The sequence below is a fragment of the Thiothrix unzii genome (assembly GCF_017901175.1).
GTDB classification, from domain to species: domain Bacteria; phylum Pseudomonadota; class Gammaproteobacteria; order Thiotrichales; family Thiotrichaceae; genus Thiothrix; species Thiothrix unzii.
This window is the reverse complement of record NZ_CP072793.1, coordinates 142,613-168,958: the sequence shown is the minus strand read 5'-3', so window position 1 is coordinate 168,958 and position 26,346 is coordinate 142,613. Positions and strand designations below refer to the sequence as shown.

General features: G+C 48.8%; 31 protein-coding genes. 11 read left to right on the top strand and 20 right to left on the bottom strand.

All coding sequences use genetic code 11. The annotated features are described in order from the left end of the window. Nucleotides 1–13 precede the first annotated feature (13 nt). The 5 genes from J9260_RS01000 to J9260_RS00980 all read left to right on the top strand — a co-directional run bounded on the left by J9260_RS01000 (nucleotide 14) and on the right by J9260_RS00980 (nucleotide 2,743). On the top strand, nucleotides 14–373 hold the full coding sequence (locus tag J9260_RS01000) for a DUF1428 domain-containing protein (RefSeq protein WP_210219209.1): 360 nt from the start codon (nucleotides 14–16) through the stop codon (nucleotides 371–373). A 10-nt stretch (nucleotides 374–383) separates the two neighbouring features. Continuing rightward, entirely contained in the window at nucleotides 384–761 is a 378-nt protein-coding gene (locus J9260_RS00995) for a DUF5655 domain-containing protein (RefSeq protein WP_210219208.1), read from the top strand. A gap of 106 nt (nucleotides 762–867) precedes the next feature. Next, nucleotides 868–1,257, top strand: coding sequence for a VOC family protein (locus J9260_RS00990; RefSeq protein WP_210219207.1), 390 nt, complete (start codon nucleotides 868–870; stop codon nucleotides 1,255–1,257). A 9-nt stretch (nucleotides 1,258–1,266) separates the two neighbouring features. Then, nucleotides 1,267–1,959, top strand: coding sequence for a helix-turn-helix transcriptional regulator (locus J9260_RS00985; protein ID WP_210219206.1), 693 nt, complete (start codon nucleotides 1,267–1,269; stop codon nucleotides 1,957–1,959). A gap of 88 nt (nucleotides 1,960–2,047) precedes the next feature. Further along, on the top strand, nucleotides 2,048–2,743 hold the full coding sequence (locus J9260_RS00980) for a hypothetical protein (protein WP_210219205.1): 696 nt from the start codon (nucleotides 2,048–2,050) through the stop codon (nucleotides 2,741–2,743). Here the strand turns inward: J9260_RS00980 and J9260_RS00975 are convergent. Next, nucleotides 2,679–3,428: a DUF1287 domain-containing protein gene (locus J9260_RS00975; RefSeq protein WP_210219204.1), complete on the bottom strand. Its 750-nt coding sequence runs from the start codon at nucleotides 3,426–3,428 to the stop codon at nucleotides 2,679–2,681. The two genes, J9260_RS00980 and J9260_RS00975, sit on opposite strands and share 65 nt — an antisense overlap. Nucleotides 3,429–3,574: 146 nt before the next feature. Here J9260_RS00975 and J9260_RS00970 point away from each other — a divergent pair, with 146 nt between their 5' ends. Next, entirely contained in the window at nucleotides 3,575–5,131 is a 1,557-nt protein-coding gene (locus J9260_RS00970) for a hypothetical protein (RefSeq protein WP_210219203.1), read from the top strand. Between the two features lie 327 nt (nucleotides 5,132–5,458). On the opposite strand, the gene J9260_RS00965 is transcribed toward J9260_RS00970, so the two are convergent. The 5 genes from J9260_RS00965 to J9260_RS00945 all read right to left on the bottom strand — a co-directional run bounded on the left by J9260_RS00965 (nucleotide 5,459) and on the right by J9260_RS00945 (nucleotide 8,168). Continuing rightward, nucleotides 5,459–6,103: a hypothetical protein gene (locus J9260_RS00965; RefSeq protein WP_210219202.1), complete on the bottom strand. Its 645-nt coding sequence runs from the start codon at nucleotides 6,101–6,103 to the stop codon at nucleotides 5,459–5,461. 9 nt (nucleotides 6,104–6,112) lie between these two features. Then, entirely contained in the window at nucleotides 6,113–6,706 is a 594-nt protein-coding gene (locus J9260_RS00960; RefSeq protein WP_210219201.1) for a hypothetical protein, read from the bottom strand. Between the two features lie 18 nt (nucleotides 6,707–6,724). Continuing rightward, nucleotides 6,725–7,102, bottom strand: a complete 378-nt coding sequence (locus J9260_RS00955) for a hypothetical protein (protein ID WP_210219200.1) — start codon at nucleotides 7,100–7,102, stop codon at nucleotides 6,725–6,727. Between the two features lie 23 nt (nucleotides 7,103–7,125). Then, complete coding sequence (locus tag J9260_RS00950) at nucleotides 7,126–7,680, bottom strand: hypothetical protein (protein WP_210219199.1); 555 nt, start codon at nucleotides 7,678–7,680, stop codon at nucleotides 7,126–7,128. A 95-nt stretch (nucleotides 7,681–7,775) separates the two neighbouring features. Continuing rightward, complete coding sequence (locus J9260_RS00945; protein ID WP_210219198.1) at nucleotides 7,776–8,168, bottom strand: hypothetical protein; 393 nt, start codon at nucleotides 8,166–8,168, stop codon at nucleotides 7,776–7,778. Nucleotides 8,169–8,520: 352 nt separating this feature from the next. Here J9260_RS00945 and J9260_RS00940 point away from each other — a divergent pair, with 352 nt between their 5' ends. Further along, nucleotides 8,521–8,658: a hypothetical protein gene (locus J9260_RS00940; protein WP_210219197.1), complete on the top strand. Its 138-nt coding sequence runs from the start codon at nucleotides 8,521–8,523 to the stop codon at nucleotides 8,656–8,658. A 237-nt stretch (nucleotides 8,659–8,895) separates the two neighbouring features. On the opposite strand, the gene J9260_RS00935 is transcribed toward J9260_RS00940, so the two are convergent. From J9260_RS00935 to J9260_RS00925, 3 genes are all read right to left on the bottom strand, one after another. After that, nucleotides 8,896–9,258: a hypothetical protein gene (locus J9260_RS00935; protein WP_210219196.1), complete on the bottom strand. Its 363-nt coding sequence runs from the start codon at nucleotides 9,256–9,258 to the stop codon at nucleotides 8,896–8,898. A gap of 112 nt (nucleotides 9,259–9,370) precedes the next feature. Beyond that, nucleotides 9,371–9,679 carry a DUF3421 domain-containing protein gene (locus J9260_RS00930; protein ID WP_210219195.1) on the bottom strand — a complete coding sequence of 103 codons (309 nt, stop codon included), beginning with the start codon at nucleotides 9,677–9,679 and terminating at the stop codon, nucleotides 9,371–9,373. 398 nt (nucleotides 9,680–10,077) lie between these two features. Beyond that, on the bottom strand, nucleotides 10,078–10,764 hold the full coding sequence (locus J9260_RS00925) for a hypothetical protein (RefSeq protein WP_210219194.1): 687 nt from the start codon (nucleotides 10,762–10,764) through the stop codon (nucleotides 10,078–10,080). 130 nt (nucleotides 10,765–10,894) lie between these two features. Here J9260_RS00925 and J9260_RS00920 point away from each other — a divergent pair, with 130 nt between their 5' ends. Beyond that, nucleotides 10,895–11,686: a helix-turn-helix domain-containing protein gene (locus tag J9260_RS00920; protein ID WP_210219193.1), complete on the top strand. Its 792-nt coding sequence runs from the start codon at nucleotides 10,895–10,897 to the stop codon at nucleotides 11,684–11,686. Here the strand turns inward: J9260_RS00920 and J9260_RS00915 are convergent, their stop codons facing one another. From J9260_RS00915 to J9260_RS00870, 10 genes are all read right to left on the bottom strand, one after another. Continuing rightward, entirely contained in the window at nucleotides 11,687–12,049 is a 363-nt protein-coding gene (locus J9260_RS00915) for a hypothetical protein (RefSeq protein WP_210219192.1), read from the bottom strand. It abuts the gene before it with no gap. A gap of 81 nt (nucleotides 12,050–12,130) precedes the next feature. Then, nucleotides 12,131–12,496, bottom strand: coding sequence for a hypothetical protein (locus J9260_RS00910; RefSeq protein WP_210219191.1), 366 nt, complete (start codon nucleotides 12,494–12,496; stop codon nucleotides 12,131–12,133). Nucleotides 12,497–12,847: 351 nt separating this feature from the next. After that, a complete protein-coding gene (locus J9260_RS00905) occupies nucleotides 12,848–13,657 on the bottom strand; it encodes a hypothetical protein (protein WP_210219190.1) in 810 nt (269 codons plus the stop codon). Between the two features lie 328 nt (nucleotides 13,658–13,985). Then, on the bottom strand, nucleotides 13,986–14,357 hold the full coding sequence (locus J9260_RS00900) for a hypothetical protein (protein WP_210219189.1): 372 nt from the start codon (nucleotides 14,355–14,357) through the stop codon (nucleotides 13,986–13,988). A gap of 33 nt (nucleotides 14,358–14,390) precedes the next feature. After that, nucleotides 14,391–14,564: a hypothetical protein gene (locus tag J9260_RS00895; RefSeq protein ID WP_210219188.1), complete on the bottom strand. Its 174-nt coding sequence runs from the start codon at nucleotides 14,562–14,564 to the stop codon at nucleotides 14,391–14,393. Nucleotides 14,565–14,620: 56 nt separating this feature from the next. Beyond that, nucleotides 14,621–17,203: a fimbria/pilus outer membrane usher protein gene (locus J9260_RS00890; RefSeq protein ID WP_210219187.1), complete on the bottom strand. Its 2,583-nt coding sequence runs from the start codon at nucleotides 17,201–17,203 to the stop codon at nucleotides 14,621–14,623. An 18-nt stretch (nucleotides 17,204–17,221) separates the two neighbouring features. Beyond that, on the bottom strand, nucleotides 17,222–18,040 hold the full coding sequence (locus J9260_RS00885; RefSeq protein WP_210219186.1) for a fimbria/pilus periplasmic chaperone: 819 nt from the start codon (nucleotides 18,038–18,040) through the stop codon (nucleotides 17,222–17,224). A 160-nt stretch (nucleotides 18,041–18,200) separates the two neighbouring features. Then, a complete protein-coding gene (locus tag J9260_RS00880; protein WP_210219185.1) occupies nucleotides 18,201–20,363 on the bottom strand; it encodes a sensor histidine kinase in 2,163 nt (720 codons plus the stop codon). Beyond that, entirely contained in the window at nucleotides 20,356–22,539 is a 2,184-nt protein-coding gene (locus tag J9260_RS00875) for a sensor histidine kinase (protein WP_210219184.1), read from the bottom strand. Before J9260_RS00875 ends, J9260_RS00880 begins: the two co-directional genes overlap by 8 nt. Nucleotides 22,540–22,543: 4 nt before the next feature. After that, nucleotides 22,544–23,221 (bottom strand): response regulator, encoded by a 678-nt coding sequence (locus J9260_RS00870; protein ID WP_210219183.1) that lies wholly within the window; start codon nucleotides 23,219–23,221, stop codon nucleotides 22,544–22,546. Nucleotides 23,222–23,432: 211 nt separating this feature from the next. Here J9260_RS00870 and J9260_RS00865 point away from each other — a divergent pair, with 211 nt between their 5' ends. Both J9260_RS00865 and J9260_RS00860 read left to right on the top strand, forming a co-directional pair. After that, nucleotides 23,433–23,978: a hypothetical protein gene (locus tag J9260_RS00865; RefSeq protein ID WP_210219182.1), complete on the top strand. Its 546-nt coding sequence runs from the start codon at nucleotides 23,433–23,435 to the stop codon at nucleotides 23,976–23,978. A gap of 13 nt (nucleotides 23,979–23,991) precedes the next feature. Continuing rightward, nucleotides 23,992–24,987 (top strand): SH3 domain-containing protein, encoded by a 996-nt coding sequence (locus J9260_RS00860; RefSeq protein WP_210219181.1) that lies wholly within the window; start codon nucleotides 23,992–23,994, stop codon nucleotides 24,985–24,987. A gap of 70 nt (nucleotides 24,988–25,057) precedes the next feature. On the opposite strand, the gene J9260_RS00855 is transcribed toward J9260_RS00860, so the two are convergent. Next, nucleotides 25,058–25,372, bottom strand: coding sequence for a non-heme iron oxygenase ferredoxin subunit (locus tag J9260_RS00855; RefSeq protein WP_210219180.1), 315 nt, complete (start codon nucleotides 25,370–25,372; stop codon nucleotides 25,058–25,060). Here J9260_RS00855 and J9260_RS00850 point away from each other — a divergent pair. Then, nucleotides 25,371–26,324: a Rossmann-fold NAD(P)-binding domain-containing protein gene (locus J9260_RS00850; RefSeq protein WP_246499557.1), complete on the top strand. Its 954-nt coding sequence runs from the start codon at nucleotides 25,371–25,373 to the stop codon at nucleotides 26,322–26,324. The genes J9260_RS00855 and J9260_RS00850 overlap by 2 nt on opposite strands. Nucleotides 26,325–26,346 lie beyond the last annotated feature (22 nt).

The window sequence follows — 26,346 nt, the reverse complement described above, 5'->3', positions numbered from 1 at the left end:
AAGGAGAAAAACCATGAGTTACGTAGACGGATTTGTATTACCCGTTCCTGAAAATCGTCTAGAAGACTACCGCGTGATGGCGCAGCAAGCAGGCGAAGTCTGGATTGAACACGGCGCACTTGCTTACAAGGAATGCGTGGGCGAAGACCTGAATTCCGAATTTGCCAACGGCTCTTTCCCCAAAATCTCCGGGGCACAAGAAGGTGAAACCGTCATTTTGGCCTTTATCATTTTCAACTCCCGCGAACACCGCGATGAAGTGAACGCCAAAGTCCACCAAGACCCGCGTATGCAGTGCGGCGATATGAAAGATTTGCCGTTCGATTGCGCCCGCATGAATTACGGCGGCTTCACCACGCTGGTCGATTTATAAGAATTTACCCATGCCTAAAATAACTATTGATCATTTTATGGAAAAACTGGAGCACCCTCATAAGGCGGTTATTCAGGAACCCCGTGAGTTCATTCTATCAATTGATGACCGAATTAAAGAGCAAGTGAAGTGGAATGCACCAAGTTTCTACCTGACAGAGGATTTTGCCACTCTGCGTGTTCAGCCAGCCCCTATGCTCCAATTGGTTCTTTATGCGGGTGTGAAAAAGCACACTGATCCCAAACAGTTCGAGATTCCAGACCCGTTAGGTATCGTCAAATGGATGGCAAAAGACCGTTGTACGATAACGCTTACTTCACCTGAAGACGCTCGTGAAAAAATGAACGCACTAACCCCTATCCTCGTTAGCTGGATTTCACAGTTGTAAGCAGGATCGTGGAAAGTGAATGAAACCCTCCTGACACAATGCTGTCAGGAGCAGGCAGTTACACTGCAAAAACCAATCAACAATGACCCACCAAAGGAGAAATATCATGAAACCGAACCCAGTCGGCTGGTTTGAAATTTACGTGCAAGATATGCCACGCGCAGTTGCCTTCTACGAAGCCATGCTTGCCACCAAGCTGGAAAATCTGCCGATGTCTGACCCAGAAGCATGGCCTGATCTGGAAATGTGGGCATTCCCGATGGATTACAATGTGACCGGCTCGGCAGGCTCATTGGTCAAAATGGGCGGTTGCCCATCCGGTGGCAACAGCACCATCGTGTATTTCAGTTGCGAAGATTGCGCGGTGGATGCCGCTCGCGCCGCCGCCAACGGTGGCAGCATTTTCAAGGAAAAAATGGGCATCGGCGAACACGGTTTTATTGCTTTGGTATTGGATACCGAAGGCAATATGATTGGTCTGCATTCCATGATTTAAGGACATCCCATGCGCCGTGCCGACCGTTTGTTCCAGCTTGTGCAAATCCTGCGTAACAAGCGGTTGGTGACGGCGCGTGAACTTGCCGAACGTTTGGAGGTTTCCGAACGCACCATTTACCGCGACATTCAGGACTTAAGCCTGTCGGGTGTGCCAGTGGAAGGCGAAGCGGGGGTGGGTTATCACCTACGTTATTCGCTCGACATTCCGCCGCTGATGTTTACTGCCGCCGAAATTGAAGCCTTAGTAGTCGGGGCGCGAATGTTGAAGGCGTGGGGTGGTAATGAATTGGGCAGCAGTGCGCAGTCCGTCCTCGACAAAATTCACGCAGTAATTCCCGCCGAATTGCACCGTCATCTGGAAGATAGCCGCCTGTTCGCCGTGCGTTTCGGGGTGCGCGAAGACCTTGAAACCACCCTTGATACTTGCCGCCATGCGATTGCGCAACACCGTTACCTACGGCTGGATTACCAACGGGCTGACCACGAATCCAGCCAGCGCGAAGTCAAACCGCTGGGGCTGTTTTTCTGGGGCAATGTGTGGACGCTGACCGCGTGGTGCGAGTTGCGTAACGATTTCCGCACCTTCCGCCTTGATCGTATCAGTGGACTGGACACGTTAGAACGCAGCTTTGAGGAGTTAGCGGGGCAAACCTTACCCGATTTCGTGAACTTGATGCGTTCGCAATGCGAAACCTTTTAAACAACCCTGCCCCATTGTTTAGGGATATTTGATCCGCCCGCCGTGCTTGTTATGCTTGCGGACATTATTTCACTGTCAGGCAGCACCCATGAGCGATACCACCCCTGTTGAATTCACCGAAGGCCAAGATTCCCGCCAATTGTTAAAAAACGAGCTGGCGCAACGTCAGGCGGCATTGATGCAATTGACCCCGGCGCATAACCCTCTCGAACGCGCCACAGTGCAATACGAAATTGCTGACATTATGTTGGAGCTGGAAGAGCCGGGAATGCGTGAAGCGGCATGGGGTATGACCCGCGAGTCGTTTGAGATTTTCCGCGATCACGAAATGTGGGAAGACGCGGTGCGTTGCTGTGATGTGCTGTTCCGCTGCGATTTGCCTGCGTCGGTTCCGGCGTTAGGGAACGGTTTGTGGCTGGCGGTCACGTACCCGATTGACCCGCAACTCACCCTGATTATGCTCAACCATTTAATCGACGCAACCCCGCCGCAATCCGACGGCGCGGCGGTGGCGGCTACGGTGGCACATTACATTGCTGATTTGCGTTTGGAAGGCGAAAAGCGCGACAGCGTGATGTTCCTCACCAGCGCGATGCTCTCCAAAGTGGCGGAACGTCACAGCAATGTGAGTACTCAAGAAGCCATGACAATGTGGTTAAACCGTTTGGATTTGCTCAACCCGGCAGTATTTTTACCGCGCTTGGGGCAAGTGATTGACGCTATCGTGGAAGGTCAATGGTGGTACGACCGCGAGGTGTTGCGCTCACGTCTCCCTGTGCATTGAAATAGCGGTAATGACCGATAATAGGCCAATAAAACAGCGCGTTTTCAATATTAGTGCCGTAAGCAATGTTATGCCCCATCAGCGGCACACCATCTTCAGTTTTGTAATGGGTCACGATGCCAATGTGTGCTTGACCCTTGCCTAAATCCCACGCGACCACATCACCCGGCAAGTAATCCGCCGGGTTTTGAGTAATGGGTTGCGCCTTGCCGTTACGCTCAAAAAACCGCATCAGGTTATACACCCGCCGATGGTCAATATTGGTGTCAGGGCGGCTCAACTTCCACTTTTTCGGGTAATCCTCGAAGGCTTTACGCATGTCTTCGTGCAGGGCTTGCTGCAAATCCACACCCTGCGCGCGAAACGCCCGCACCACCACATCCGCACACACGCCGGTCGTATCCGCGACATCGCCGCCGGGGTATTTCAGGTTCACGTAAGACGGGTCATACGAGCGGGTCACTTCCACCTGTTTGGTAATGGAGTTGAGTAATTTCGCCACATGCGCGGGCGGCACGGGTTTGAGTATCGGTGGTAAATCCGGGGTAGTCGGCGGTTGAAACGGCGAAGGAATGGTCACAACCGGCGGTGTCGGCGACGGTAAAATAAAATGCCGATACGCCCAAATACCTGCCAATGCGGTAGCAATAATCAGCAAGATAATCAGGATAACGCGCCACAACATAAGCTTTTCACCTACCAAGGATAATGACAAAAATTTAATGGCATTTTCTCACGTTACAAGGGCTACGTATATCGGTTATGACCTACACTCAAAGCTGGGAAAACGGTTTTTCCCGCACTGAAGTAATCGCACAAGGAGTGCTTATAATGATTGAAAATACAACACCTTATCCGCCACTATCAGAATTATCGGAAGCGCAATTACTGCAAGCGCACGACTATACCCGCCAGCAAATCATCGGCGAAACAGAGCTTACCCGCTCTGCCCTCGCCCGTAACGATGACCCGCGTAATATTGCCGACACTTTCACCCATGAAACCCTCGACGCGATTGAAGCGGCAGGGTTGCGCGAAGCCACTTTGCCCGAACAACCGTGGGCGGGGCATTACATCACTACCGCGATGGCAGCGGGATTACTCGGCTGTCGTTACCTCGATAGGAATACTGATCAAGAGTGGAGCAAACATTTTGCTTATATCCGTAACCATCCGGCAAAAGTGATTCTGCAAGGCGGTCTTGAAAACTGGATTGCCGAACTTGCACCAGCGGAAAAATACGATGCACTGGTGGGCGATGCAGAACAAACCTTAACCAAGCGCGTGTGGGCAAAAGGGCAAGCGGCGTTTGACCAGTACGGCGAAGTGCCTGGGTGGTTTGGCATTTGCCACGGCTGGGCTCCAGCGGCTTTCATGTTGCCGCGCCCGCAACACGCGCTGACTTTAGCCGCACCTAATGGCACACCGATTACCTTTCATCCTGCGGATATGAAAGCTTTGGCAAGCCTGCTGTGGGCAAATGCCGCACCACGGGTACGTTTCGTCGGCGGGCGTTGCAATATCGAGCCACCGTATGAAACCGACCCTGCCACCGGGCGGGTTGCACGCTTGTTTAACCCGTTCATTGCGGCGGAAGCCCCACCACTCGACCCGGTTGAATTCCCTGATGCGGAACCACTGGGCTGGGTAGAAGTGACCTTGGGCGAATACCAATGGAATGAGGAAACCGGCGAATCAACCCTGAGCGGCGGGCGCATTATCGCCGCTGAGTGCACCGACACCAACCCCGCAACTTGGCACTTGGCATTGGTGAACCAATTAGGTGTTTCCCAACGCGCAATGGTGATGGATGCCAGCTTCAACAACGAAGTGTGGAATCAACCGCTGTACGCTTACCAATACACCTATTTCAACCCGCAAACCTTGGTGCAAACTGACGACCTCGCCGCTGCTAGTGTCGCGATGGCGGATTTCAGCGATGACATTTTCACAAGCTACCGTGCGCCACAAGCAGCGAGCGTGGTGGGCGTGATCATGCGCGTCACTTACGTGGTGGAACCGTTTGAAAACGAACCGGAAAGCTATGTCCCCGAATGGGCAACAGAAAGCGATGACATCGAAGTGATCCGTCGCCAGCTTCAACTGAGTAAGCAGGATTACTACTACGATCTGGAACTGGATGCCGCTGGAAAAGTGATTGGCGGGGAATGGTATACCCGTGACCACCCCGACTTTTTGTGGACTCCGCCAGCCGGATCACGCGCCGTTACCCGTCATGAAGCTGCGGCTACCGGCGAGTGGGACAGCACCCAATCACTGCCTGAAAGCTGGCGTATTGCAGCACAGGCGGCAGCGCGGGAAGGCACGCCGTTAGCGACATTGGTGGAAAGTATGATTGCAGCGGCTAATGCGCAGGTGATGGGATAAGCATTACCAGCACCTTACAGCAGACATATCCTAAGACAGCCCTTGGATATGTCTGGTTTGTAATGCATCAGGGCAACGTATATGAAACCTGCATCTTGCGAATATTATAGCCAGCAAACTGATCCAGCCGCTATCACTCTGTTAATAATATAGAAAATCATTAAAAAAAGCCCCAGCGAGCGGAGCTATAAAATGGATGATTAACATAAACTCAGGTTTATTTTTTAGGGGCGATAACATTCATCCATTAATATATAAAATAATCAGTGCTTGATACGACCAAGATGAGTATAGCCAAGTGAATGTATTCACTTGCAACCAAAACAGTTACAATACACAACCTGTTCTGGCTTCTCTTGCATAGTCAATGATTACCGAGGGTAAGTCGTGAGATTTACTCAAAAATCTATCTACAATTAAACCAGCTTTTGGGAATCTATGATGTAAATGACCCAAACCATGCAAACCACTTTTCACACAGGCAGGATTTGGTAAATATAAAGCAAACTCCATTACTTCTGCCAAAGCAGTAAACACTTTATGTTGTTCACATAAAGAAACTTGGTTACTAGAGCAATAAGGTAAAGGGCTGATATCCCAGAGCATGTCGCAAATACAATTAATTTTATTACTGCAATCACAATGAAATTTTTGTTGACACCGCTTGTTAAAACCGTACTGATAAACCTTCTTGAAAGAACGAACAAGGCTTAGCTTACTTTCAAGGTTATTGCTGTGAATAATACTGTGCGCATAGCTACCAGTCAGCATTTTCTCTATGCCATACGCAATCTGATCATCCGTATATGAAAGCTCATAAGAATGATAGTACTCAAAGGATTGACTAATCAAAAAAGCAATTTCATCATCTGTTTCCTCAAGATCAAGAGCATTAAGGCAAGTATATCCTTCCGATAAGTCACGAGTGAATGATACTTCAAAAATATATCTTAGCCATTCAGGGAGTTCCATGATTGATTCCTATCTTCGGAAATTTTCAAATACAGAACAAGGTTTTGTAACTATTCTAATAGTTTGCTTTTTAAGCGCCGTCTTAAGGTAAGTGGCTTGGGCAGTTATGCCGACTTTGATAGTCTCATCTTTACCGCAAGGTTGCGGGTTCTTAGAAAAAGAAAGAACATCAGTCGCTGTGAAGTCTGTGTAAGTGCTATTTTCATTCACAAAATTATTTTTTGCTGAACGTGAAATGCCTGAACTACCGTAAACATGGCTACTTCTTGATAAAGTAGCATCACCTGAGACACGTAATTCAGTATCAAAAATAATTTCATCAAGCTGATCTTTTGTTGAGACATCAATCGAAAAATTAAAAGAACACCGAATAGTATTTGTAGTTGAGTTTCTGAAATTCAGAATAAGCATTTGCGGGTTTTCTGGTGCTCGATACGAGCTTATATTTTGACTTGGACAGTTATCACCGGTTCCAATATTAATATTGGAGTTGATATATGAAAATTTATTATTCTCATAGGAGTAGGTGCCTGGTGGTGCTGAGTAACCACTAACAGGTATTAACAGCGTGGCAATTACGATATAAAGTTTAACTTCTTTCATGATAATTCCCTATCGCAGCTATTTAATACTGGCTGTTGCATTACAGAGTGGGTAACTGTTACCTAGCAAATGGCGATAAATAATAGTTCGATTTGGATCGCTGATATTGACACCAATTTTCGTTTCACTGCCAAAGTCAAAAATAGCATATTTTTCATCCGCACTGATGACTTGCTTGATTATTTTTGTCGTACTAGCCGCAGGAATTGTACCACCACTTGGTTCAACCTTAATAACAAGAAAAGCACGTTGCATCTTTATATTAAAATCTACACCATAATCCATGCTCTTGCATTTAACCCACCAGTAGTCATCAGCACTAACCAGTGTCGGGTTTAGAGCAAAAGCTGCGATCAGTGTAAGAACAGGATATTTAACAAATTGATTGACTTTCATAATATGCGCCTTTTTAAATATAATTAATAATTTCCTGCTGTACGTCGCAAATATGCATTAATAGGTTCAGAGTTCCATTCAACACGATTATTATTAAGATTGCAGCCTTTATTCTCATCACCAATACCCAATGAAAATATCCAGGGAAACTCACCTTCGGCTGGTGAACGGGTATTCCACTCTTGATCGTAACTTAGAGCGTAACTGCCTTTAACACGACGAACAGCCACAGACTTCAAAGCCACTCGTGGCCCTTCACGGTAAAGAGTGATTGTTGTAGGGGATGCTGCACTCGGAACAGTGTAATTAAGATCGCTGTAGTTTAGCACAGTGCCTGTGATTCTTACTTTAGCTTGAAACTTTGATTTTCTTTCCAAAATCTGAAAACTAAATCCATCTGCTTTCAAATCAGCCAAACACTGCGACAGAGAATTAGTTGGCCTCAGTGGAGTAGTTGGTAGTCTAGGTATGTTATTATTAAAATTAAAATCTTGAGCTACTGCGATGCCAAAAGGAAAAGAAAAACCTATGGTTGTCATTACCAACAATAGTGACAACTTACTTCTTTCAAGTTTCATGATAAAAATCCTCAGACTAAACTAAAGGTAGAAAAACAATTTAATACAAATCCAGACTTGGTTTAACAGATTAAAAGCAAGCCAAATCTAAATTCTTAGTTTTTTGTGGCAAAAAAACCAAATTTTCGTCCTCCCCAATAGGTGACACCTGCCATCTTACTTTTATCCCAACTGAATATATATGCATCAAAACGCTGTTGATTTCCTGGGAAATGAATGAAAAAAATCATGTGTTGGCCGTTATCATCAATGCTTGAGATATGACCGCTGAGGTTCTGCCCATCTGATCCACGATAACGGACTGTCATGTCGCACCATAAGGGACGGGCGCAGTCTGCCGGAGTATCTGTTATTGTTAATGTCCCTCGCCAACCATCATGGTTCATCGCATAAGTTCCGAACCAGTCGGCTTTGCTGGCATCGGCGAAAACATGTATTGGGGTTAACAAAGTGACTAGCAAAACCAGCTTCAACTTGATAATGTTCATCGGTAAAATCCTTTAAATATTTGGTAACTACTCAGTCTATCCAAAAACCGCTCTGAGGGACTCAAACGAATTCCGTCTCTGAAGCTTGTCGGTTTTCCATAAGGAACGGATAACACAAAATGCCTCTGCGCCACCGATTATGCGGAGTACACTAGGACTTTCAATTTATCACCTTGAAAGCCCTACTAAGGAAGATGATAGAGGCAAGACTATTGATATTCCACAAAGCACTATAGATAGCCTGAACACTAACAATTATCACGGCTTCGGATACATCCTGGACTTGGAGGAGGTGTGCGGGGTGGCGTATAACCCGGCCTTGGCTGCGTGTTGCGCGGTGGGGGGATAAGCCTTGGCGGAGGCGGAGGAAGCCGAGACTCGCGCGGAGGAAGTGGTGGCGGTGAATACCTGTCACTTGGATATGTACAATGCCGTGGTGTACGATTATCACAGACTGCTCCAAATGGATTTGCCCGATCACGAGCCATAGCAAAATTCTGGCTAACTATCCCTAATACAATAAGAACTACAAAAGCTTTCCATGTTTTCATGACACTCTCCGTCAATAAAGGATAAATTCTAAAAATAGCAAAAGTGATGGGGCAACCTGCTTTTCCCAATCAACTATCATGCACTATATAGTCATTCTCCTGCTCATCAACAAGATCGAACTAGGTATAGACATTCATACCAGAATTGAGATTTTGCTCATCACCGACTTTTACAATTACGGACCAACCCTAGTTACACTAAAGCAACCCGGTCTTCCTTGACCAATCTGGAAGATGGTGTAGGCATTGGAATTAAGCAGTTGTGCCACGTATGACGAAGCACTGCTGCTTGAATCACAAATTCTCCTTGGCTCACTGTCTCTAAGCGCACGATCAGACCAAGTACACTGTCCGGGTTGCAATCCATTCGTTACTGCTCCAGCTCCTGGTGAAAATCTGATTTGGACTTGATTACCGCCCACATTATGTATGCTCAAACTACCACCCCCGCGACAAGTAAGCGGATAATCGGCATAAGCATAACTATTCAATAGCAGCGCAGCAGCAATCAAAGAAATTTTGCCTAATTTTTTATTCATGAAAATTCTCCTAATCCTAAAAATTATGTTTTCCATCCATTAATGATAATACATCTTTCAATAAGCGATTAAATATCAATCAAGGCTGCTATTGCTCGCAGTCGTGAAACTATTAATGACAGAGACATTGATAGCGACTAGATTCTCCCCTTCCACCACCCAACTCAAATAAACACTTGTTAGCGGAATCTTGTGAAGTGGATATATTAAATCCAGGTCGCCATTCTCCATTAATAAAACCTCTGCAAACATAGAACTGATAACCCTGCCTATCTCTTCCTGAAGATACTGCACTTGAGCATATTTCAGAGCACGATGTAGCAGGACTTGCTGCGACCCAGCGTAATGTGTTTGCCGATGCATTGAATGACGAAACAGCCAGCACAGTTACAGCCATAAACATAAGTAATAATTTTTTCATCTAAATAAATCCTTAATTAAGTTTTAAATATTTTAGGGGAGTATCCCTAAGCATAAACAACCATTAAATAATGGCACATCAGAAATCAAAAAAATTTTGTCTAGCTTTTATTCATAGAAGCCCTCCTTATCTTAAAAACGGTGCTGTCTATTAACAATTACAACTTTTCTATTATGGGTTTAAGTATAGTCAGTGATTCTCCGCTGCGACACTACCTCTTTGAATACATTCATTTGGATAGTAAAAAATATTTATACTCTATGAGTTCTGTACACGACAATTTTTTCTGTGGTGCTGTAAGTGATTGATTTATTGGCATGAGTGCAAACCTTGAAGAACCGTAAATCAATGAGTTACAAGCAAACAGCGTTTTTTGTCGTGTACAGAGTATTACATTATTAACGTGTACAAGTTATGCTGGTGAATGTTCCACAACCACCATCATCACAAACTTGTCCAGTGCCAAATAAGCGAGTCATTTCTCCAGACCGAATGTGACGCATAGCACCGTGGTTCAATACAGTGGTATACCCCTTATCTTTGCAAAACTTATCAGCTGTAGGACGACCACAGTTTTGTGCCCAAGGAGAACACCAATCAAGCAGAGTGTTATTTGCACCATAGCGAATCGGATCGCGAAATTCCTTCAGTTCGCGCTGACAATCTACCCAACCTTGGGAAACGGTACGGTGATAGTTATTATTCTCGGAACCATGCCAAGCATCAGCAGCAACATAATCGGGTCTTACCCGCAGAATAACCTTGCCCGGTACATTTGCTCGACACAACGCTTTCGCCAGTTCAGCATTTCCCCGACTAGCCATAATGCTCGTTGCACGATCACTTGCAGCGGTGCAAGCACGTCGTCTTGCTATGGGCGGTCGTAAATGTTCTCCATCTGCTTTAACTGCCGCTACGCCATTAAAACTGGCACTAACCTCACGTTGTTGACTGCCATCAGAAAGTGCAATCGTTCCCACCACGCGATGATTACTACTATCACAAGACCTTACTACGGCATGGGCTTGGCTAATGCTGCCTACAAATAATGCAGCCATTAATAACATTTGATGTTTCTTATTCATAAAAACCTCCTTATCTTGGAAATGGTGAATACTTTCTCAACTTGAAAATTATTTTCGTAGAACTAGCATTGTGTTACCACGCCAGTTACCATGCAAAAAATACTTGCAGGTTAGTCATGGAGGATGATTGATGAAAATTGATGGATCAGCATTGATAGCCGCACGTCAAAAGCTACGTGCCAACTTCCCCGGGCGTGGAGAGATAGGTAGCCCCTCCATAGGAACTCAAGAATGGTTGGCAGAGCAAGCACACGTCAGTATTAGAGCCTTGCAATACTTGGAACGTGGCGAAGGCAGCTTAAGCAACCTAAAAAAGGTCTGTACTGCCCTAGGCATTAGTCAGTGGCAACAACTGATCATCAACTATGGCGAAGACTACGTGAGCTGTATCGCGAACCGATTTGTGGATTTTCGACCAAGTATCTATCCACCGGAAAATCCAGAAACGTTTGCTAATAGTAGTCTACTCATGACACTAGACCCGTTAACCCTGTTAGTCGCTAAGGGTAAATTTGAGACTATTTTGCTTCAAGAAGTGAATGCGACGCTAACAGGGTTGGCGGAACCTATTACGTATACTTGGTTAGCTGAAGTGTCACTAACCCCAAATGGGCAAGGGTGGCTCGGCTGGGTGAAAGAAGTAGAACCCATGAATCTGTTAGCCAATGATGTACCGATGAATGTGCCGATTATGTTCAAGCAACTCTGCGTTCCGCAGGTGTCTTGGGGGGCGTTTGTTGACGCTGTGGAGAATCTGACAACCAGTCAGTTGAATATTGAGGTTTGTTTGATTTTTCAAAATTTCACCAAGAAATTCAAGGTATATGTTTCTGTGGATCTTCTGAAAATTTTATTTAATGAGGGGAGAAATAAATATCTCTCCCCATTGCCTTATCGCGCTCAGTTAAAGGCTATTGTTTAATTAGGTTGTCATCGGTCTATTACAGGGGCTACCATCACCACCACGACGATTAGCATTATCAGGGCAAATACTACTAAAGCGGCGAGGGGTAACTGCTGCCAATACTGGCACTTCAACCGTGACAGATCCTAAAGCTTTTTCTATTGCTTGAGTAACGATAGGTTCAAGTGCCTTTTGAATTGCTATCTGAAACGCTTGTTTGACTACTTTATCCAGTCCCTCACCCAAAACTCGGTTAATAGCTTGTTGCAATTGATTTTCAGGCATTGATTCAGTAGGAGGTGCTTCCGTTAATTCATCAATGGTTGGTTTTTGTGGTTCAGATTCAGGTGCTGCATCTACTAATTTATCATCAGCTTCCATGATATACTCCAAGTGTTTTATTGCTCTATAATTCATGGTAATTCAAAAAATGCTATTAATACGGGAGATTTTAAAGTTGAATTATTGAACGGTTAGCAGGATAGGTGCAGGTGTCCAAACTGTCCCCTCTCCGGCGTTGCGGTAGGGATAAGCTAGGCGAGTACCATTGACTTCTACGTTGAAATGTTGGGGGCCACCCCAGTCAAGACCAATAATCGCAAGATGGTATTGACCTGCGGGCAACCCGACTTCATACGAACCCGATAGTGGTGTCCATAGCCCATTCAGTTTGATCTGACCTTGGTAAGGGTTATTGCTGATATTAATGGTAACATCGACAGCTTTGTCACCACTTTGGATTGTACCAACCTCATAACTTGCGCCCCATTGATAAGCGATCAAAATCAATTGATTGTCACATCCTGTTACACGTATGGTATTAGCCATATTGAAGCTCCTTTTCTGGAATAACAAAACAAATAACTGCCTATGACATTTTACGATGCGGGCAGTAGTGGGGTTGAACATATAGTAAAGTTTATATGCTTGGTTTTAGAGATCCGAAATCACTTGATTATATGGGTAGTGTTTGTTTCTTTTCTCAAGTTGAATATTAGTTTTATTCTTTTGGTTCATCTACTATCACTTTGAATGTATCCAAATGAATAGTGTGATTTTTTCTTATTGCGAAAATTAGATTTTTAATCACTCCCCACAAGTGGCGACTATAAATTAATGATCAAAAAGATAAAATTCATTTTTATGGAAAAAGCCTGAAAAATTCACTTATTAACAGCATTAAGGCGATGTATATACAACCTGCATTTTGCGAATATTATAGCCAGCAAACTGATCCAACCGCTTTACTTTTTCTGCAAGTTGTTTCGCCTGCGTTAAATTCGCCCCCGCATAAACAGCAAGAAAATCATAATCATCACTATTCACATTGGTGTAAAAAATCAAATCATCCAGATAATTTCCAGTACAGCCTTCTTTATCGTAAAACACTTTATTTTTTGGGAAGTACGCCTGCGCTTTTTTTCTTTCGGAATCCTGCAAACTACACTTGGGTAGTGATTTAAGTATGATTGCATAAAATGGCACCGATTCAACGCGACCAAATGGCAGGTCTGGCAACACAAATGACAAATCATCTGGCCTGAATGAAGGATGGGTATATTTAGGATCTGAATAAATTGTGCCAACTGGTAAACCTGCACCATCGAGAACAACATCTTTCTTAATTAATGCGTGATCTAATTTTGGCCTTACAATAAGCTTATCGACAAACTTTTTAGCTGGATCAACCAACTTTATACTACCACAACGCTCAAAACCACAGCCGGGGCTGCTTTTCGTTGCTACAGAAAATTGCACTACACCTGTGGCATTGCTTTTTCCCATAGGGCTGTGTTCATTATCACAAAAAGCTTGGATATTTTTGACTGGCTGACGGTTTTTATCACGCAAAGTCAGATTATAAGACAAGTTAACATCGCCCCAGCAACCACACATAGAACGCCCACAAATCGCGTCTGCCATTACTTGTGCATTCACAATCATCAGCAAGGCACCAATAAATTTTATCAGGTGATTTTTAATTTTCATAACCGAACTCCAACTTCATCATTTCCACTCTATTGATAATATAGCAAATAATCAAAAAAAAGCCCCAACAAGTGGGGCTTCAAACGGATGATCAACAAAAAAACTCAGGTTCATTTTTTAGGAGAGAGAACATTCATCCATGAATGTGTATTGCATGACACGACTATCAATAAGTATAAAAACTTCGCAACTTCAAGCTGTACTTTCCATTTGCAACGACAGTGTGTCTGTCATGGGTTTAAGTGTAATCAGTTATTTTCCGTTGCGACACTATCACTTTGGATACATTCGTTTGGGTCATCAATCAAAGCCATTTTATGCTTCATATTCAAATGACACGAGCGATAAAAGTGATGGTATCTGTATAATGGGTGAGTGCGGTGACTGCTGGTCTTGTCACTCCACGAATAGTTATAGCAAGTTCAGTATCAGGTAAATTACATCCTCCCGCTGTTGAACCTCCTGTACCAACACTAATTACCAGTGGATGATTTGCTGGAATGTTATCATTTTGATCAAAATAACCATATTCTAAGTATTTATCCGCCCCAAAAGTAGAATGGAGATTGCTCGATTTGATCTCATATTTGATAGGATCAAGTCCGTCTGATTCTAACTCCCAGTCAGAGTCAGCACTGAGTTCACAAACTCCGGTGAATGTGGTTGGATAGCCTGTGGCACTCATGCCGATAGTACCCATAGATTTCGTGATGGTATCATGAACGCTAGATAATTAATCAAAACTAAGATCGGTTTGTGTTGTTCCGGTGACAGCACTACCATTTAATCTGAATTCTGGTACATCAGGCGTAGCATACAGATTAATAGTATGGCTACCTTCAGTAGCGGCGAAAGCCGCGCCGCTTACAGCGCAGGCGATAGCGGCAATAATGAGTTGCTTTTTCATGGTATGTACTCCTGTACAAAGGTTTAGGGGAGAGTAAATAGCTGGGTCGGGGTGTTTCACGAGGTTGCCCTCAAGTCCAGCGTTTGGGTTTCGCCGGGTTTGCCCGTGACCCGTATCGGCGGGTTGCGCAAATCCGGCAGGGAAAACAGTTCGACGCGGTAATTGCCTTGGCGGATGTGCGATAAGCGCATTACGCCGTCCTCGTCGGTGAAAAATGGGATAGGTTTACCACCCTGTTTGGCATCCAGCGCGATCAATTGCCCGCCTTGCAGCTTGAGCGGTTGCCCGCTGGCATCGGCTAAATGCGCTTCTAACATTGCGCCGCGTTCCCCGCCCACTTTCACGCGATAGCCGCTTTTGTAATCGGGCATGACATCAAACTCGGTAGCGTCGAGGTCAAAGCCTTCCGGCAATACCGCGCTGTCGCTGCTGACATGTTGCACTTGGTACGAAGCGAGGTTATTCAGCACCGCTTTGCTGCCCGGTTGCATCACCGCGTCGTAACGCTCCGGCAAGCTGTCGAGCGTGTTTTCTTTGCGTTGGAATAAATTCTTGCCACGGCTGGCTGCCATTGGGTGTTCCAAACCTTCCGGCGGTTCGAGGATGGCGAAACTGTCATGCACCGGGCGACTCATCGCCACCGCACCGTCAGCAAACACAATCGCGGTATTCACATTCGCCGAACCGCTGTAACCCACTTTGCTGCTGGCAAGCTGCGGCGTGATGGATAAATTCGCGTCAAATGCTTCGCCTTGGTAGCGCACATCCGCCCCCAACCCAGTGTTGCCGCGCTCATTTTGCAAGCGCACCCCGCCGCTCAAACTGTCCACCCCGCGCTTACGCTTGCCGGAAATGCGGTATGCCAGTTGCGAACGCCCTTTATCATCGTGCGAACCGCTCACCGATTGCCCACGCCCGGAAGCGGTAGCATCCAGCGGCATACTGAAACCGACCCGCACCGACATATCCGCCGCACCCTTGGCATCGCGGCTTTGCGAGCCATACACCGACACGTTGAGGTTTTTACCCAAACGGGTACTCACCCCGGCATTGAGATTGGTGCGGGTTTTGCCATCGTGTTGGGTGGTGTGCGCCACCCCAAGATTGCCACTGGTGCGGTCGCTAAACGCTTTGCTGACACTGGCATTGAGTTGCTGCTTAACCGCCTGAGTGGAGGTGGTAGTCGTCGTACCGTCGTCTTGCGGATTGAGATTTTGGTAATCGGGTGTGAAGCGTTCGGCGGCAATATCCCACTGGATCGGGTGTTGTTTGTCGCCTTCCCCACGGTTATCGGGGCGGCGGCTGATTTGCACCCGTGCCGCCTGCCCTTTTTTGCCGTTGCGGCTTTGGCTGTGGCTGACCCCAGCGGTGACATTACCGATTTCCGTTGCCCAAATAATGTCGCCGCCCACTTGATGCGCCTTACCGTCGGTTTGCACATCGACCCCGGCGGTGAGGTTCTCGGTCACACCTTGCTGGTAATAGGCACTGGCAACCGGGCGTTTGGTGTCGTATTTGAGCTGGTCGGCTTCGCGGCGCGAGGGGAAACCGACGCTAATGGAATAGCGCGAAAATTCCGGGCTTAACAAGCGGCTGTCGGTAAAGCGGCTGAATTCTTGCGTGGTGATTTTGCCAAGATCGTCTTTGATGCGCAGCTTGACGCTAGTGCCGCCGAGTGCGTCGAGTTCCGCCAACTCGTGTTCCCCTGCTTGTAAGCGCACACTGCGGTGTAAGCGTCCATCAAGGTAAATATCGACTTCGGCGGGGCTGCTCAGGCTGAAACGCTGGTTGCCTTGCGGGGTGTATTCGCGTGAGCTTGCCCAAGTCAAATCACGCGTCACTTGCACCCCGCCGAGGGGTAACGAGCCTTGGAAATTGCGACTTTCAGTGCTGATGTCGCCAATGCGATAGCGGTGTTCCTCTTCCGCATCGTCGATGACCAAGCGGGTGTAATCGCGGGTCAACTTACCCGGTTTGCCGTTCGTGCCGTGTTGGTAGGTGTGTTGATTTTCCAGCACAAAGCCGTGGACATTGACCGCGCTTTCCGCCCGCACATTGAGGCTGGGTTCCGCGCTGCTATTGCTGAAATCTTGCAAAATCCCACTGCTAAGATTGATGTAACCGCTGACTTTAGCAGGGTCAGCCAAGCGTTCGGGAATAACGTGCTGCTTGTCACCGGGTAACGCACTGAGTAACGAGCGCATCCGCCGGTTCATGCTTTTTTTGTCGATTTTGACCGCGACGGCTAATTCTTGAATGTCGTAATGGGTGCGGATACCCGCCGCTTCAAGTGCGCTGGCACTGAGCCAACCGCTGTTAGCCGCGTTTTTTTCCAGCGATTTGAGCAAGGATTCTTTCAGGTAAGGGCGTAATTTGGGTAGCAATGCCTCGCGCTGCAATTGGGTAATGGTTTTGCCATTGGTGCGGGCGAGGATTGTGCCTTGAACATTGCCATTCACCCGCAACTCGGCTTCGAGTTCGCCGGGAAGTTGCTCGTTTTCTTTACCGAAGGCTTCCCGAAACAGCGCGTCCAACTCTTCTTCGCTGTTGCCATTCGCAGCAATATTGGCATGACTCGCCCCCGTCGCCAGCAGCAACGGGGAGAGGTAAAGCCAAAGATGAGGGTTCAGGGCTTTCATGGTGTTAATCGGCAGCGGTTAGCGACCGGCTGCCAATTGCCCCTGCCACTGGACGCGCTCATCAAATCCAGCAGGCAGTGGCATTTGGAAGTGGCGAGTCGCGCCGCCCAACAGGTTTTGCCCTTGTAGATTGCCGAGTTGCTGCCCGCTCAGGTTCAATGTTTTGATGCCTGCCTTAAGTTGCAAACGGGTGGCATTGAGAATGATGTGTTCTTGCGCGGGGTTATGCACGCTGATAACCAGATATTGCCCTTGTTTGCGTATATCTTGCACTTGCAACATCGCAGGGGTAGTGCTGGTTTGGTTGGCGGCGGCTTCGGTGGCGGCCATTTCTTCGCGGGTTGGGGTGTAATCGTCACCTTTGCTGGCGGCGGGTGCGCTGTTGCCCGTACCCGGCTTGACGTAAAGCGCACCTTCCATCGTCATTACCACATTGATGCTAATGTCGCCGCCTTGTTCGAGTTTGACCGGCACTTGTTTGGCAATGAAACGGTAGGCTTGTTCGCGGCTGACATTACCGCCTTGCCATTTCACTTTGACTTTTTGCGTGCCACCCGCCGGAATCACCACTTGCGACGGTTGCACGCTGAAATGGTTATTCGCAGCTTGGCGAGTTTCTGAACCATCGCTGCGCTGTTGGCGAGTAGTAACATCAAACTGGATCGCGGCAGGTTTTTGGGAACTGTTGGTGAGCAGATACACCTGTTCGGCTTTCGGACCGGTTGGCTCCAGCGCGGCAACCACGGGTGAAAGCTGGAAAGCATAGGCAGCAGGGGCTAAGGTAGCGAAGCCTAAAGCAGCGAATAAAGGCAGGGAAAAAGTGCGTGCGGTTTGCATTGGTAGTCTCCATACATTATTGAGGTGATGGAGCTATTGTGACGGGAAAGCAAGGCCAATATAACTATCTAAACGAATGTATCAATTTGAATAGTAAAGAATTTATGATCTTTTATTTTTACTGTGAATGCCAGCTTTTACTGATTAGCTGTGGTTTATTTCAGATTAAGGGGATGCGTAACACCACCCGATTATGCAATTTGGGCTTATCACGCAATTCAAACCTAACATCACCGCCCAGCCGCGCAATCCGTGTTTGAATCGAGCCTAACCCCGTCCCTGCTTTCCAGGTTGCAGGATCAGAAACCCGCCCGTCATTGCCCACCAAAATCTGTAAAGTGCTGGCATCCATCTGGAAGCGCAGGCTGAGTTGTGCGGGTGCGGCGTGCTTCAAGGCATTGCTGACGGTTTCGCGTAACAGTTGCGTGATTTCCAACACCAGTTTAGGGGTTAAAGCATGAATACTTGCGTCACCGGTTTGCTGCCAATGCAGGGTGACACCTGCTGCATCGGCGCGTTCGGCAATTTCTGCCCGCCAATCGGCTAGGTGGTCTTCCAAACGTAACGGCGTGGTTTTCAGCGATAAACGGATAGTATCGCGCAAGGTCATCAGGGCTTGTTTAGCAGATTCCTTGTGGTTGGGGTCGGGTAGCTGATGGGTCAAGGTCAGCAGTTTTGAACCCAAGCTGTCGTGCAGGTCGTGCATAATGCGCCGCCGCTCTTCCATAATGGCTTGCTGGCGCATTTCGCTGGCGTTGCTTGCCATCCGCGCTACGGTCAGCAGCGATTCGGTGTTTTTTACGTCGGTTTTGTGGAACAAACGCGCGGCGCGTTGTTTACCACTGAGCCGGTAAGAGCGGGTGTTATCGAGACTGGGGATTTGCAGGTGCAAGCCATTATCCGATAGCTGGGTGTGCGTAATGGTTTCAGGTAAGGGCTCCAGATGCAGCGGGTGAAAACGTTGTTGCAGCGATTCCAACCAGCGTTGCTCAAAGGTGTCTTGGGAAACCGCATCCGACAAGCTGCTGCTAAACGCGGGCAGGAAATCCTGCAAGTTTTGCTTTTCCGCCGGAATCACTTTCCCCAGCAACCATTGACGCAGCGGGAAATACAAAAAGCCTGCAATAATCACCGAAATGCCCAGCGCGTAACTATCAGAGAGCTGGAACAACGCGGTGACACTCAAATCAATCGCCGCCACCAAACAGCCGCCGAGTAACCACAACAGCGATTTCAACCACCAAAATTCAATATCAAACAAGCGGTAGCGCAAAATGCCCACCGCCAACCCTACTGCAATCAATAGGAATAGCATCAATATGATCGTATTCCCCACCAACGGCAGTTTCCCGAACAAAATAGGGATAACGTGTATCGCCACAATCAGGGTGCTAGGCAACATAAACGAAGTAGCGAGAACCAGCAAGGCAGCGCGTTCGACCGGTTGTTGGCGGGTGCGTCGCCATTGCAGGATGATCGCAATGGATGCCCCGATGTAAATCAACGGATGTTGCGAGTAATACATATGCCCCGGCGATTCAAACCAGTGGTAATGGTAGTTGACGATGGTTAAAGCCGACCCACCCAAGGTAAGCCATAACAGCCAATTTCCGCGTACCAACGGCGATGGCGCGTAACACAAAATCAGCACCATCAGTGGCGCGGCGATGCCGATCCCCGCCACTTGCAACAGCAACACCTGCTGCAAAATCTCCGGTGGCAAATAAAATTCCGATGCCACCACACATACGCCACCCATCACAAACAGGTAATAAAATAGCCCGTGCATCAGCAACAACGCCGACGCTTGCTGATTAGGGCGATACGTCCACACCAATACGCCCACCAAAGGTGAAATCAAATTGATTAAACTCAGCAACCAAAATGTCAATGGCAAGGCAGACAACGGGGTGTAAAGCAGCGGTGTCAAGGTAACATTTTCCCCAGTCACCGTAACGAACGTCACTCCCACCGGATCAGTAAAAGCGCGGTGTAACGTCGCTTGCCGTTGATAAAACGCATCCAATTGCGCAAACGTGGCAGGTGACAGCGGCGGAAAATCGTAAAGCAACGGCGCGAGTTTCAGCAACCCTTGCGCGGTTTGCACCCCGGTCAGAACTTCGCCAACGGATAACTTGCCAGCAGCGGGAGAATCCGCGTCTATCGACTCAACCACCACGGTGTCGGGTAGCGTACCAGCCACCGCATTAATCCCCGTCCAAGGAGTTTGCATCAGCAAATAAACGGCGGTCATTTGTGCAAACGCGACAAACAGCAGCACCGCTAACAACACATTCGCCGGGGTAAGTATCGCTTTATTCATGCGCTTGCGACGGTGATTGCAGCGGGATACGGATTTGCACCCGATTATGCGGGCGCGGCTCCGGGCGTAACTGGAACTGGATGTCACCACCGAGTTGCCGGGTACGGTTACGCAAGCTGCTTAACCCCGTCCCTGCCCGCCAGCCTTGCGGGTCAGAAACCTTGCCGTCATTGCCGATGAGGATGTGTAACTGCCCGTGTTGCAGGGTGAATTGCAGACTGAGCACTTGCGGGGCGGCATGTTTCAAGGCATTGTTGACCGCTTCGCGTAACAGTTGGGTAATTTCCAGCACTTGCTTGGAGGTAAGCAGGTGTTGCTCAAGCTGTCCGGTTTGTTTCCAAGTTAAATGAACACCAGCGGCTTCAGTGCGATCGGTTTGTTCTGCCCGCCAATCTGCCAAATGGTCTTCGAGTTTGAGTGGTGAGGTTTTCAGCGATAAACGAATGGTATCGCGCAACGTCATCAGGGCTTGCTTGGCTGCCTCCTTACCTTCCGGGTCAGCCAGCTTGTGGGTGAGGGTTAGCAGTTTCGCACCGAGGCTATCGTGCAGGTCACGCATAATGCGCTGGCGTTCCTCGAAAATCGCTTGCTGGCGGGTTTCACTGGCACTGCTTGCCATACGTGCAATGGTCAAAAGCGCATCAACGTTTTTGACATCCGCTGAGTTGAACAGGCGCGAGGCGCGTTGTTTACCGCTGAATTGATACGCATGATTCGCCGCGAGTGTTGGAATCAGCAAGTGCATTCCGTTATCCGACAGTGCGGTGTGGGAAATCGCTTCGGGGTAAATTTCCCAATGCAACGGATGAAGGCGTTGCAGCAACGTTTCGCGCCAACGCTGCTCAAATTCTACCAGCGAAGTAGCTTGCGCCATCACCTGACTAAACGCCGGTAGCGCGGCTAACAGCGGCTGGCGTTCTGTCGGCAATAGGGTTTCCAACAGCCATTGGCGCAACGGGAAATACAAAAAACCCGCGAGCAGTACCGCCCCGCCCAAAGCATAGGTCGTCGAAGTTTGGAAAACGCTCACCAACACTATATCCAGCACTACCACCAGACTGCCACCCACAATCCACAACAGCGATTTCAGCCACCAGTATTCAATGTCAAACAGCCGAAACCGCAGAATCCCCACCGCCCAACCTGCAAAAATTGCCACCAACAAGGTGCGCGTTGCCACATCCCCAATAATGGCAGAGCCGCCCAACATCACCGGAATGGCGTGGAGTAACATAATCAGCCAAACGGGTAATAACACCGACAATTGCAGCATCAACAAGGTAGCGCGGTTCAACGGGTTGCCGATTGCGCCCTGCCACTGTTTGTAAAACAACCACGTCGCATACAACACGAACGGCACGATGGGCAGCATAAAACTGTGGATCGGCACTTCCCACCAGCGCATGGGGTAATTCACCGAATGCAACAACAGCACGGTAGCCGTAACCGGCAATAACCAACGCGGCGCGACCCGGCGCGGGTAGTAACACAAAATACTGAACAAGCTGGTCATGAATAAATTGAAGCACGCCGCCTCAATGCCCGCCATCGTCGCCGTCAGTTGCGGCGGCAGGTAAAACTCTTTGCTGATCGCAATACGGAACACACTTTCAGCCACAAAATAGCTAAGACTCGCCACCAGCAAGCTATTTGCTTCCAGCGTATTGGGCCTGTACGTCCACACGATCACCCCCAACATCAACCCCACCACATTGGCAAGCAACAGCCACCAAAACACACCCGGCAAGTCGTCAATGTGCGTGTGTGGCTCAGGCTTAAACACGTTACGTCGCCCATCCGCCGTGACCAGCACCAGCGGCTCATTCGCCAGAAATGCCTGTTGCAATTGCCCTTGCACTGCCAACAGCGCATCAATATCCGCGTAGGTGCGTAAAGTCAGCGGCAACACCAGCAGTGCTTTTTCCAGCGGAATGCGTTCCCCACGAAACTCAAGATGCGACAACACGTCACCCACCGCCAACTCAGCCACCAACGGCGAATCCGCATCCACCGCCGTGACTGCCAGTTGTTCACCCTGAATCTGTAAACGCACCCCAACCCACGGCTGCTGCAAGCGCACGCCCAACACCATCGCTTCGACCAACACCACAAACAACAACGCCAGCAAAAACACATTGGCGGGAATGAGTGACTTGTCGCGCCCGATTTTCAACATACCCTTAAGAAGCTTCGGTGCTGACCAACCCCATGCGGCAGGCTTCCACCGCAGCTTCGGCACGGCTGGAAATATTGAGCTTTTGGTACACATCGCGGATGTAACGTGCCACGGTATTGCCCGAAAGCCCTAACAATTCCGCCACTTCTTTACGGCTCAAACCCTTTGCCACCAACACCAACACATCGCGTTCCCGCTGGCTGAGGCTGGTAGCATCTGAGGTTTCGGCATTGCTGGGGGTTGCCGTTGCTGACTTGTTGGTGGGTTGTGAAAAACATTGCAAGATACGGCGGGCAATGCTGGGGGAAAGCGGCGGATCGCCGGTCAAAATACCGCGCAATTTCTGGATAAACACCTGCTCGGATGAATCTTTCAGCAAGTAACCGTGCGCACCATTACGTAATGCGGTAATGATATGTTCGTCGTCGTCAAAAATGGTGCTGGTGATAATGTAAGCGTTAGGAGATGTTTTGAGAATACAACCAATCAAATCCAAGCCATTACCATCCGGCAGATTGATGTCAACCAAGGCTAAACTGACCGGATTGGTTTTCACAAACTGGCGTGTGGCGGCACATGTCGGGCAAACCTTCACCGCAACGCCTGTAAATGCGCGTTCCAATAAGGCTTGTAACCATTCCCCGGTTTCAGGAATATCTTCAACGATTAACGCGGTGTGCATAATATCTACCTTGCCTTATATTTTTGCGTGCATGTGAAGCAGAGCGTAGCAAATCTGGTGTGCATTGATCCGCCAAAACCCGACAAAATCCGTGAACTTTAAGACAAATAGCCTGAATCAGCGGTAAATTCCCCATCATCCATTCACCACTTTTCGCGCGTTTCGGTGTATTCTCAAAGCAAGCAATTAGGGAATCCCCAAAGGTGAAACCATGCCAGAGAGTGTATGGATTATGTGTTGCGGCAAGCTGGGACGCTGCATCGCGCAATATTACAACCGTGAAAACGTGCCGGAAGTGATCGGCTGGGTCAGGACTAACGCCGCACTCGAAGCCGGACTCGCCAATGGCGTTCGCCTGCGCCAAGGTAAATTAGACTCCAGTTGCACCCAACCGTTTTACACCCGCGAAAATGTTTGGGTATTCTGGTTCGCCCCCCCACCCGCACGCGGTGTCAGCGATATTCGCCTGCGCCGATTTTTACTATCCGCCGGAACAGCCATAGATCGCCTGTTACTGTTAAGCCATCACCGCGATGAGCCAGCGCACACCCCACGCGAACAACGTTACGCTGATGCGGAACAGGCTGCTAAAGCTTGGGCGCAACAATCAGGGCGTGAACTTGTGATTGTACGTCAGCCTCCTCACGGTGATGCCGACACACCAGAACAACTAGCCGCTTTATGCCAACAAGCGATGCACCAAGCCACCGATGGTGGAGTCTTGATCACAACGGCAACAAATCCAGCCAATGTTTAAAGGAGAGTACGTAATGAAAATCACCCTGCAAAAGATGCTATTGGCGGTAGCGGTATTGTGGTTGTCAATGGTATTGCCTGTTGCGGCAATGGAGGCTTCCGTCGCTGCAAGTGGACAGAAAATTGTGGTTGGGGCAGGCGTGAGGGTGCGTAATGCACCATCAGTCAGTGCTAAAGAAGTTGGCAAACTGACCTTGGGTTCGGTAGTGGATGTCAGTCAACGCAGCAAAGAGAAAGCGAAAGTGGGCAGTAATACGGCTTACTGGTATCAGATTTCCAGCCCCGTCAGCGGGTGGGTGTTTGGTGGCTTTACCCAAGATTTTGATGCGGCTCATCCCGATGCGGCGTGGTTGGAGCTGACTCGCGCGAAATTGGGCAAGGAAGATAAAGTGTTGACGGGTGATGCTTTACCTCTGGGTTTTTCCGACGCGGTTGAATTGGCGACTTTCGCTAAAACGGCTGCGGCCAAAAGCACAGACCCGGAAACCCAAGGCGAACTGGCGTTGGCACGTTTGCGGGCTATGCAAATCGCCGCGTATGCACTGCCGATGGAGCAGGAAAAACGCGCTGCTGAGCCTTATGCCAGTTGGCTGAAAGCGCAGGGCGACCAAGTGTTTGCCGATGAAGTTTCGGGTTCTTATCTGGTTCCTGCCGCTCATTTTTGGAAGTTGGCAGATAAATACAAAAATGCCGCGATCGGCGATGCCATTGCGTTCCATGCCGCCAATGCTGCTTTGGGCGGTGAGTGTGAAGGGTTTATGTCCTGTTATTCGGTTGCCAGCCAAAGTTCGGAAGGTGAATACCTAAAACGTTTCCCCAAGGGCAAATACGTTGAACCCGCATTGGCAATGGTGAAAACCACGCTGGACGCTTTGCAAGCCGATTGGGATAGCCAACGCGATGAACGAGCGGAAACCAATCTGGCAGGGTGGGAAGCGATCCTGAAATCCGTGGAAGGCAAAACAGCAGAACAGTTGCGGAAACAGCTCAACCGTTTGAAAGCGAGATAAATTTACGCACAGATCAAACGGCTGGCATGTAAGCAGTGGCTTTTCCGCGTCAGCCGTATCCTGACCGTATTCAACAACTAATCAAAATCCGCCCATCCTCAATACGCACAGGATAAGTTTGCAACGCAATCTCCGCCGGTTCTGCCAAGGCTGCGCCGGTTTTTACGCTGAATTCGCCCCCGTGTAACGAGCAATGAATCCGCTCCCCTTTTAAGCACCCCAGATACAGCGAGGAATCTTCGTGGGTGCAGCGGTCATCCACCGCGTAAAATTCGCCGTCGACATTGCACACCAACATGCGTTTACCGTTGGCAGCGTCCACACGTTTGGTTTTGCCGGGTTTGATTTCGTTTATACTGCCTGCATCGAATTGGGAGTTGTTCATGGATACGTCTAACCAAAAAGTGTGGATTATGGGCTGTGGCGATATAGGTCGCCGTGTCGCACGGTTATACCAAAACGAGGGTACTAAGGCTATAGGCTGGGTACGCAGTGAGGAATCCCTACAGTTGGGCTTGGCACAAGGTTTAGCCATGCGCAAAGGTGACGTGGATCGCGGCAGCTATTTCTCGATTTTCGCGCTGGATGAAGCCTTGGTTTACTGGTTTATGCCGCCGCAACCCACCGGCGAAACCGATGACCGCTTACGCCGCTTCCTCAAAGGCATGGATGCTGCACCGCGAAAAATCGTGCTGATCAGCACCACTGGGGTTTACGGCGATTGTGAGGGGCGATGGATTGACGAAAACGAACCGCTCAAACCCGTCGCAGCCCGTGCCAAACGCCGTGCGGATGCGGAAGCTGCGTTGCAGGAGTGGGCGGCACGGTTTCGTGGTGATACGGTGATTTTGCGCGTACCGGGCATTTATGCCACCGACCGCTTACCGCTCGAACGCTTGCGGCGCGGTGAGCCGGTGTTAAACGCTGCCGAAGCACCGTGGACTAACCGCATTCACGCCGATGATTTGGCAATGGTGTGTAAACGCGCAATGGAGGTCGCCCCCTTTGATGCGATTTACAACGCCACGGATGGACATCCGTCCACCATGACCGACTACTTCAACCAAGTCGCGGATTTCGCCGGATTGCCGCGCCCGCCACAAGTCAGCATGGAACAAGCGCAAGCTGCGATGAGCGCGGGAATGTTGTCGTATTTGCAGGAATCGCGGCGCATTGGCAATAGCAAATTGCTGTCTGAGCTGGGGGTTAGTTTGCAATACCCGTCGTTGGCAGATGCACTGGCACACCATGACCAGCCGGTGCTACCCGCTTGTGCTAATATCAAATCCAAACACGTTCAGGAGAAAGCCTATGCCACCCTTAGCACGCCAACTTGATTATATCAGCGTAGAAAATTAC

Excerpts from the sequence above, each read along its gene's own strand:
- J9260_RS00955 (WP_210219200.1), bottom strand. The coding sequence starts at position 7,102 with ATGAAAGTCAATCAATTTGTTAAATATCCTGTTCTTACACTGATCGCA.
- J9260_RS00925 (WP_210219194.1), bottom strand. The coding sequence starts at position 10,764 with ATGAATAAGAAACATCAAATGTTATTAATGGCTGCATTATTTGTAGGC.
- J9260_RS00975 (WP_210219204.1), bottom strand. The coding sequence starts at position 3,428 with ATGTTGTGGCGCGTTATCCTGATTATCTTGCTGATTATTGCTACCGCA.
- J9260_RS00930 (WP_210219195.1), bottom strand. The coding sequence starts at position 9,679 with ATGAAAAAATTATTACTTATGTTTATGGCTGTAACTGTGCTGGCTGTT.
- J9260_RS00875 (WP_210219184.1), bottom strand. The coding sequence starts at position 22,539 with ATGTTGAAAATCGGGCGCGACAAGTCACTCATTCCCGCCAATGTGTTT.
- J9260_RS00885 (WP_210219186.1), bottom strand. The coding sequence starts at position 18,040 with ATGCAAACCGCACGCACTTTTTCCCTGCCTTTATTCGCTGCTTTAGGC.
- J9260_RS00960 (WP_210219201.1), bottom strand. The coding sequence starts at position 6,706 with ATGAAAGAAGTTAAACTTTATATCGTAATTGCCACGCTGTTAATACCT.
- J9260_RS00935 (WP_210219196.1), bottom strand. The coding sequence starts at position 9,258 with ATGAATAAAAAATTAGGCAAAATTTCTTTGATTGCTGCTGCGCTGCTA.
- J9260_RS00965 (WP_210219202.1), bottom strand. The coding sequence starts at position 6,103 with ATGGAACTCCCTGAATGGCTAAGATATATTTTTGAAGTATCATTCACT.
- J9260_RS00950 (WP_210219199.1), bottom strand. The coding sequence starts at position 7,680 with ATGAAACTTGAAAGAAGTAAGTTGTCACTATTGTTGGTAATGACAACC.
- J9260_RS00915 (WP_210219192.1), bottom strand. The coding sequence starts at position 12,049 with ATGGAAGCTGATGATAAATTAGTAGATGCAGCACCTGAATCTGAACCA.
- J9260_RS00995 (WP_210219208.1), top strand. The coding sequence starts at position 384 with ATGCCTAAAATAACTATTGATCATTTTATGGAAAAACTGGAGCACCCT.
- J9260_RS01000 (WP_210219209.1), top strand. The coding sequence starts at position 14 with ATGAGTTACGTAGACGGATTTGTATTACCCGTTCCTGAAAATCGTCTA.
- J9260_RS00865 (WP_210219182.1), top strand. The coding sequence starts at position 23,433 with ATGCCAGAGAGTGTATGGATTATGTGTTGCGGCAAGCTGGGACGCTGC.
- J9260_RS00920 (WP_210219193.1), top strand. The coding sequence starts at position 10,895 with ATGAAAATTGATGGATCAGCATTGATAGCCGCACGTCAAAAGCTACGT.
- J9260_RS00880 (WP_210219185.1), bottom strand. The coding sequence starts at position 20,363 with ATGAATAAAGCGATACTTACCCCGGCGAATGTGTTGTTAGCGGTGCTG.
- J9260_RS00985 (WP_210219206.1), top strand. The coding sequence starts at position 1,267 with ATGCGCCGTGCCGACCGTTTGTTCCAGCTTGTGCAAATCCTGCGTAAC.
- J9260_RS00850 (WP_246499557.1), top strand. The coding sequence starts at position 25,371 with ATGGATACGTCTAACCAAAAAGTGTGGATTATGGGCTGTGGCGATATA.
- J9260_RS00970 (WP_210219203.1), top strand. The coding sequence starts at position 3,575 with ATGATTGAAAATACAACACCTTATCCGCCACTATCAGAATTATCGGAA.
- J9260_RS00860 (WP_210219181.1), top strand. The coding sequence starts at position 23,992 with ATGAAAATCACCCTGCAAAAGATGCTATTGGCGGTAGCGGTATTGTGG.
- J9260_RS00895 (WP_210219188.1), bottom strand. The coding sequence starts at position 14,564 with ATGAAAAAGCAACTCATTATTGCCGCTATCGCCTGCGCTGTAAGCGGC.
- J9260_RS00905 (WP_210219190.1), bottom strand. The coding sequence starts at position 13,657 with ATGAAAATTAAAAATCACCTGATAAAATTTATTGGTGCCTTGCTGATG.
- J9260_RS00910 (WP_210219191.1), bottom strand. The coding sequence starts at position 12,496 with ATGGCTAATACCATACGTGTAACAGGATGTGACAATCAATTGATTTTG.
- J9260_RS00945 (WP_210219198.1), bottom strand. The coding sequence starts at position 8,168 with ATGAACATTATCAAGTTGAAGCTGGTTTTGCTAGTCACTTTGTTAACC.
- J9260_RS00870 (WP_210219183.1), bottom strand. The coding sequence starts at position 23,221 with ATGCACACCGCGTTAATCGTTGAAGATATTCCTGAAACCGGGGAATGG.
- J9260_RS00890 (WP_210219187.1), bottom strand. The coding sequence starts at position 17,203 with ATGAAAGCCCTGAACCCTCATCTTTGGCTTTACCTCTCCCCGTTGCTG.
- J9260_RS00900 (WP_210219189.1), bottom strand. The coding sequence starts at position 14,357 with ATGGGTACTATCGGCATGAGTGCCACAGGCTATCCAACCACATTCACC.
- J9260_RS00980 (WP_210219205.1), top strand. The coding sequence starts at position 2,048 with ATGAGCGATACCACCCCTGTTGAATTCACCGAAGGCCAAGATTCCCGC.
- J9260_RS00990 (WP_210219207.1), top strand. The coding sequence starts at position 868 with ATGAAACCGAACCCAGTCGGCTGGTTTGAAATTTACGTGCAAGATATG.
- J9260_RS00855 (WP_210219180.1), bottom strand. The coding sequence starts at position 25,372 with ATGAACAACTCCCAATTCGATGCAGGCAGTATAAACGAAATCAAACCC.